Annotated in this window: 1 protein-coding gene and 1 pseudogene; both read left to right on the top strand. The window is 54.7% G+C overall.

The features are described from left to right. Window positions 1–803 (top strand): transcriptional regulator LldR (gene lldR, locus R7Z41_RS23745; protein WP_318141614.1); only part of this gene is annotated, 803 nt, incomplete at its 5' end. After that, window positions 800–1,540, top strand: a pseudogene (lldD, locus tag R7Z41_RS23740) (quinone-dependent L-lactate dehydrogenase); the annotation flags it as partial. The gene lldR and the pseudogene lldD, both read left to right, overlap by 4 nt.

Genomic DNA, 1,540 nt, shown 5'->3' with positions numbered 1-1,540 from the left:
TATGTCTTAACGTGGATGATTCCTTAATGATTGTTTTACCCAGACGCCTGTCAGACGAGGTTGCCGATCGTGTGCGGGCGCTGATTGATGAAAAAAACCTGGAAGCGGGCATGAAGTTGCCCGCTGAGCGCCAACTGGCGATGCAACTCGGCGTATCACGTAATTCACTGCGCGAGGCGCTGGCAAAACTGGTGAGCGAAGGCGTGCTGCTCAGTCGACGCGGCGGCGGGACGTTTATTCGCTGGCGTCATGACACATGGTCGGAGCAAAACATCGTCCAGCCGCTAAAAACGCTGATGGCCGATGATCCGGATTACAGTTTCGATATTCTGGAAGCCCGCTACGCCATTGAAGCCAGCACCGCATGGCATGCGGCAATGCGCGCCACACCTGGCGACAAAGAAAAGATTCAGCTTTGCTTTGAAGCAACGCTAAGTGAAGACCCGGATATCGCCTCACAAGCGGACGTTCGTTTTCATCTGGCGATTGCCGAAGCCTCACATAACATCGTGCTGCTGCAAACCATGCGCGGTTTCTTCGATGTCCTGCAATCCTCAGTGAAGCATAGCCGTCAGCGGATGTATCTGGTGCCACCGGTTTTTTCACAACTGACCGAACAACATCAGGCTGTCATTGACGCCATTTTTGCCGGTGATGCTGACGGGGCGCGTAAAGCAATGATGGCGCACCTTAGTTTTGTTCACACCACCATGAAACGATTCGATGAAGATCAGGCTCGCCACGCACGGATTACCCGCCTGCCCGGTGAGCATAATGAGCATTCGAGGGAGAAAAACGCATGATTATTTCCGCAGCCAGCGATTATCGCGCCGCAGCGCAACGCATTCTGCCGCCGTTCCTGTTCCACTATATGGATGGTGGTGCATATTCTGAATACACGCTGCGCCGCAACGTGGAAGATTTGTCAGAAGTGGCGCTGCGCCAGCGTATTCTGAAAAACATGTCTGACTTAAGCCTGGAAACGACGCTGTTTAATGAGAAATTGTCGATGCCGGTAGCACTGGCACCGGTGGGTTTGTGTGGCATGTATGCGCGTCGTGGCGAAGTTCAGGCAGCCAAAGCGGCGGACGCGCATGGCATTCCGTTTACTCTCTCGACGGTTTCCGTTTGCCCGATTGAAGAAGTCGCGCCAGCCATCAAGCGCCCAATGTGGTTCCAGCTTTATGTACTGCGCGATCGCGGCTTTATGCGTAACGCGCTGGAGCGAGCAAAAGCAGCGGGTTGTTCGACGCTGGTTTTCACCGTGGATATGCCGACACCGGGCGCACGCTACCGTGATGCGCATTCAGGTATGAGCGGCCCAAATGCGGCAATGCGCCGCTACTTGCAGGCGGTGACGCATCCGCAATGGGCGTGGGATGTGGGCCTGAACGGTCGTCCACATGATTTAGGTAATATCTCAGCTTATCTCGGCAAACCGACCGGACTGGAAGATTACATCGGCTGGCTGGGGAATAACTTCGATCCGTCCATCTCATGGAAAGACCTTGAATGGATCCGCGATTTCTGGGATGGCCCG

Origin of the sequence: Vibrio sp. 1457, from assembly GCF_033340195.1 — a bacterium.
GTDB classification, from domain to species: Bacteria; Pseudomonadota; Gammaproteobacteria; order Enterobacterales; family Vibrionaceae; genus Vibrio; species Vibrio alginolyticus.
The sequence above is the reverse complement of the archived record's forward strand: the minus strand, read 5'-3'. Positions and strand labels throughout refer to the sequence as shown.